This is a genomic window from Arthrobacter sp. TB 26, assembly GCF_000427315.1.
Taxonomy (GTDB): Bacteria; Actinomycetota; Actinomycetes; order Actinomycetales; family Micrococcaceae; genus Arthrobacter.
Genome location: NZ_AUPJ01000160.1, coordinates 1 through 4848, shown reverse-complemented (window position 1 = coordinate 4848; position 4848 = coordinate 1). Strand labels below are relative to the sequence as shown.

The window sequence follows — 4848 nt, the reverse complement described above, 5'->3', positions numbered from 1 at the left end:
CCCCGCGTTGCTTTGGCGCTTGGTGGTGCTTCGGCCCTAGAGGGTCGCGAAGACCTCGCGCAGGAGCTTGGCGGTCTCGGACGGCGTCTTGCCGACCTTGACGCCGGCAGCCTCGAGGGCTTCCTTCTTGGCCTGGGCGGTGCCCGCGGAGCCGGAGACGATGGCGCCCGCGTGGCCCATGGTCTTGCCTTCCGGGGCGGTGAAGCCGGCCACGTAGCCAACAACCGGCTTCGTGACGTGTGCCTTGATGTAATCGGCGGCACGCTCCTCGGCGTCGCCGCCGATTTCGCCGATCATGACGATCGCCTTGGTCTCCGGGTCGGCTTCGAACGCTTCGAGCGCATCGATGTGGGTGGTGCCGATGACCGGGTCGCCGCCGATGCCGATGGCGGTGGAGAAGCCAAGGTCACGCAGTTCGTACATCATCTGGTAGGTCAGGGTGCCTGACTTGGAGACGAGGCCGATGGGGCCCTTGCCCGTGATGTTCGCCGGGGTGATGCCAACGAGGGCCTCACCCGGGGTGATGATGCCGGGGCAGTTCGGTCCGATGATGCGGGTGACCTGCTTGCCGTTGGCGTCGACCTTGGACTGGGCCAGTGCCCAGAACTCGGCGGAGTCCTGGACCGGCACACCTTCGGTGATGACAACGACCAGGCCGATGCCGGCCTCGATGGCTTCAACGACGGCGTCCTTGGTAAAGGCCGGGGGGACGAAGACGATGGAGACGTCAGCGCCGGTCTCGGCCATGGCTTCCTTGACGGTGCCGAAGACGGTGATCTCGGTGTCGCCGTGCAGGACCGTAGTGCCGGCCTTGCGGGCGTTGACGCCGCCGACGACGTTGGTGCCGGCCTTGAGCATCAGGGCGGTGTGCTTGGTGCCTTCGCCGCCGGTGATGCCCTGGACGATGACCTTGGAGTCCTTGTTCAGATAAATAGACATAGTCGGGTCCCTTTACTTCGCTGCGTTGGCGAGCTCGGCGGCCTTGTCGGCGCCCTCGTCCATGGTGGCGGCCAGGGTAACCAGCGGGTGGTTGGCCTCGGCCAGGATGCGGCGGCCTTCCTCAACGTTGTTGCCGTCGAGGCGGACTACCAGCGGCTTGTTCGCGGAGTGGCCCAGCTCGGCCAGTGCACCGACGATGCCCTTGGCGACGGCGTCACAGGCGGTGATGCCGCCGAAGACGTTGACGAACACGGACTTGACCTGCGGATCGCCCAGGATGACGTCGAGGCCTGCGGCCATGACCTCGGCGGAAGCTCCACCGCCGATGTCCAGGAAGTTCGCGGGCTTCACGTTGCCGTGGTTCTCGCCGGCGTAGGCAACGACGTCGAGGGTGGACATGACCAGGCCGGCACCGTTACCGATGATGCCCACGGAGCCGTCCAGCTTGACGTAGTTGAGGTCCTGCGCCTTGGCCTTGGCCTCGAGCGGGTCAGCAGCGTCCTTGTCTTCCAGGGCCGCGTGCTTGGGGTGGCGGAAGTCGGCGTTCTCGTCGAGGGAGACCTTGCCGTCGAGGGCAACGATGTCACCGGCGCCGGTCAGGACCAGCGGGTTGACCTCCACGAGCGTGGCGTCTTCCTTCTTGAAAACGTCCCAGAGCTTCAGGATGACGCCGGCGACCTTGCCGCGCAGTTCCTCGGCGAAGCCTGCAGCGGCGACGATTTCGTCGGCCTTGGCCTGGTCGATGCCGACGGCCGGGTCGATCGAGATCTTGGCCAGGGCCTCGGGGCGCTCAACGGCGAGCTGCTCGATTTCCATGCCGCCTTCTACCGAGCACATGGCCAGGTAGTTGCGGTTGGCCCGGTCCAGAAGGACGGAGAAGTAGTATTCCTCGGCGATGTCCGCACCCTGGGCGATCATCACGCGGTGGACGGTGTGACCCTTGATGTCCATCCCGAGGATGTTGGTGGAGTGTTCAAACGCCTCGTCAGCGGTCTTGGCGACCTTGACGCCGCCGGCTTTGCCGCGGCCTCCGGCCTTGACCTGCGCCTTTACGACAGTTACGCCGCCGATTTTCTCGGCAGCTGCCTTTGCTTCTTCAGGGGTGTGCGCCACGATGCCAGCAAGCACGGGTACACCGTGCGCCTCGAACATATCGCGCGCCTGGTATTCAAACAGGTCCACGGTTTAGTGTCCTTCTACGTCGAAGTAGTTTCTGTACAGCCGGACCCCACGTTATCGCGGTTACCGGGCTGCGGAATAAACGCACCCTGCGACTAGCTTGGAAACGAGCCACACGGCGCAATGCTCCTTTCGGAACTCTAGTCCTTCCTAGGGAGCAGCCCGTCCCAGACTACCCGTTATGTGAGTAAGGACACTATTCTATGAAGCGTAGAAAAACCGCTAGATTACGGGGATTTTGGGGCTTCCGAAGCGCCCGGGGAGGCTTGTTTTCCGGCGTCGGAGATCAGTTCGTAGTGGTCCCGCGAAACGAAGAAAGCGATGCCGGCTGAGACGTTTCCGCAGGCAACGCCGCCGTTGTAGGCAGAGCAGCGAAGTCCGTTGCGCTCCAGGTTCTGGCCCTCTTCGAGCACGGGAAGCTGGGAGATGGGGCCGGCACGGTTTCCCTTGGGGCCGAATTCCGCCTCCTGCTGTGTGACGCCCGAGCGGCATTCGCCGTAAGCGGCGTTCACCGGGGTGAGCAACGCGGCACCTCCCAGGTAGCCCAGACCCGTCCCGCCGCAGTCGTCCGCGATGTCCTTCGCCGCCGGTGCGGGGTAGGCCGCGAGTTCGCAGTGCGCCACGGGGACGGTCGCCAGCTTGTTGTTGGCGGTGTCGGAAAAACCGTTCTGTTCATACGGGAGGTTCACATGCTCGCCCCGGGCAGATGTCAGGGAGCAGGCTACGTTCCGGTCTGCCGTGACGAAGCTGAGGATGTCCTGGCCGGCGGAGTACTTCGCCGAGTCCGCGAGGGGCGCCTGCTTGAGCTGTTCCAGCGCGGGCAGGGGTGCTGGCGGGACATAGTCGGGGTCCTTCTGCGTGACGGTGCACGCCGTGGCCGCCAGCAGGAGGAAGACGGCCAGGGTCCCGAGAAGTGTCCGTCGCATGGGCTCCATTATGCCTGCAGGGACGCCCTGCTTCTGCGACTGCCCGCGTCAGGCCCCGGCGCCTGGTGTCCCGCCGGAGGCGGCGGCTTTGATGACGTCGACGGCGGCGCCGACGCTGTCCTCCGCCTCGAACTGTCCGCCCATCGCCTCCGCCCGTGCACGCCAGGACGGATCGCCCAGCACGGTGTCGACTGCGGAACGGATGGCCGCGGCGCTGGGCGTCTCGGTCTTCAGGTTCACACCGACGCCGGCGTACGCCACCCGGGCGTTGACGTCGTTCTTCCCCTCGTTGAGTCCCGCCGTCACGAGCGGAACCCCGTGCGACAGGGCAAGCAGCACCCCGCCGAACCCGCCGTTGGTGACGAAAACGTCCGTGAAGGGGAAGACCTGGGCGAAGTCGATGTAGTCCTCGATGACCACGTTGGGCTCCGGATACCTGCGCCTCAGTTCTTCGGTGCCCGCACCGCCGGTCGCCGCGACGATGAGGGCGTCCGTATCCTTCAGCGCCTCAATGGTGGGGACCATCAGCTTGGCCGGATCCCTGTTGTCCACCGTTCCCTGGGTGACAACGACGGTCCGGCGGTAGCTTCGATCCGCCGTCGTCCGCCGGACGTTCGCAACGTCGCCAGCGGCGGTGTCGGCGGCGCCTGCGCGGTGCGGCAAGAGGGCGCCGACGTAGTGGACTTTCGGGTTGACGTTCCGCCGCGGGAAGTCCAGGGAGGCGGTGCCCGTCTGGATGATCGCCTGCGACCACCGGTAGGGCTCATCGGTGATGGGCTTCCCGCCGTCGGTGCGGAGGCCGTAGCCGCGCAGTTGCCGGACATAGCTGATGCGCGCCGGCTTGGTGACGAACTGGTCCGATACCAGCCGGGCACCGGCATGGATGATCCTGTGGGCAGGGGTCCGGGCCGGGGCGAAGCCGAAGAACATCGGGGGTACCAGCGGGTCACTTTCCATGTTGCCGATCGGGACGACGCTGACGACCGGTTTGCCCAGCACAACGGCCAGGAGCCGCTGGATGAACATGGTGTTGTCCGCGACAACGACGTCGAACGGGAACCGCTGCTGGACGTCCCTGATGTCTTCGAAGAAATTCGTGACGTTGCTCGCGAAAATCCGTTCACCGTCGAACCGGATGGCCATCGGCCCCTTGAGTTTGGCGCGTTGCGGGTAGAGCTCGTTGAGGTTGTCCGCGGTGTGCTCAATCGCGCGATCAAACGGGTAGTGCCGGATGCCCAGCTCGTCCACCCTGCCGGCGAACGTGCGGCCGGTGTACCAGCCGACGTCGTGGCCCTCGTCCTTGAGGCGGACGCCGATGCCCGTCATGGGATTGAAGTGTCCGGCGATGGCCTGGCTGGCCAACAGAACTTTCATGCCGCAGCTCCGTCACAATCCTGACGTTTCGCCACGCAGCGGAGTCCGCGTGCTGGCGCCCCATTCTGAACTTTAGGCGCGTCGGGTCCCCGGCACAATGATCCTGGACGGCAGCGACCTTGGTCAGGCGTCGAGGTTGGTCAGGCGTCGAGGTTGGTCAGGCGTCGAGCTTGGTCAGCGGGGCGTAACGGAGCAGGAGCCGCTTCTCGCCGACGCCGAACTTCACCTTCGCGACCGTCTTGTCCCCCGATCCTTCGACGGCCAGTACGGTGCCGTTGCCGAAGCTCGTGTGGTTGACCTTGTCGCCCACGCTGACGGCGACGATTTCCTTCTGTGGCTGCACCCGGTTCTTGGCGATGGCGGCGGGAACGTCCGCGTTGAAGCCCGCAGACGGGCTGGCCTCGGCCCCGCGTGCGGCGCCTGCGCCCCA

Annotated in this window: 4 protein-coding genes and 1 pseudogene; all 5 read right to left on the bottom strand. The window is 65.7% G+C overall.

The window, feature by feature from the left end; genetic code table 11:
- Positions 1-36: 36 nt before the first annotated feature.
- The gene (gene sucD, locus K789_RS0105445; protein ID WP_018776033.1) at positions 37-939 is read right to left on the bottom strand and encodes a succinate--CoA ligase subunit alpha; all 903 of its coding nucleotides are present in this window, start codon (positions 937-939) and stop codon (positions 37-39) included.
- Positions 940-951: 12 nt separating this feature from the next.
- The gene (sucC, locus tag K789_RS0105440; RefSeq protein ID WP_024365876.1) at positions 952-2121 is read right to left on the bottom strand and encodes an ADP-forming succinate--CoA ligase subunit beta; all 1170 of its coding nucleotides are present in this window, start codon (positions 2119-2121) and stop codon (positions 952-954) included.
- Between the two features lie 224 nt (positions 2122-2345).
- Positions 2346-3053 (bottom strand): hypothetical protein, encoded by a 708-nt coding sequence (locus tag K789_RS0105435; RefSeq protein WP_024365875.1) that lies wholly within the window; start codon positions 3051-3053, stop codon positions 2346-2348.
- 39 nt (positions 3054-3092) lie between these two features.
- Positions 3093-4418 (bottom strand): glycosyltransferase, encoded by a 1326-nt coding sequence (locus K789_RS0105430; protein WP_024365874.1) that lies wholly within the window; start codon positions 4416-4418, stop codon positions 3093-3095.
- 157 nt (positions 4419-4575) lie between these two features.
- Positions 4576-4848, bottom strand: a pseudogene (locus tag K789_RS22400) (ATP-dependent DNA helicase PcrA); the annotation flags it as partial.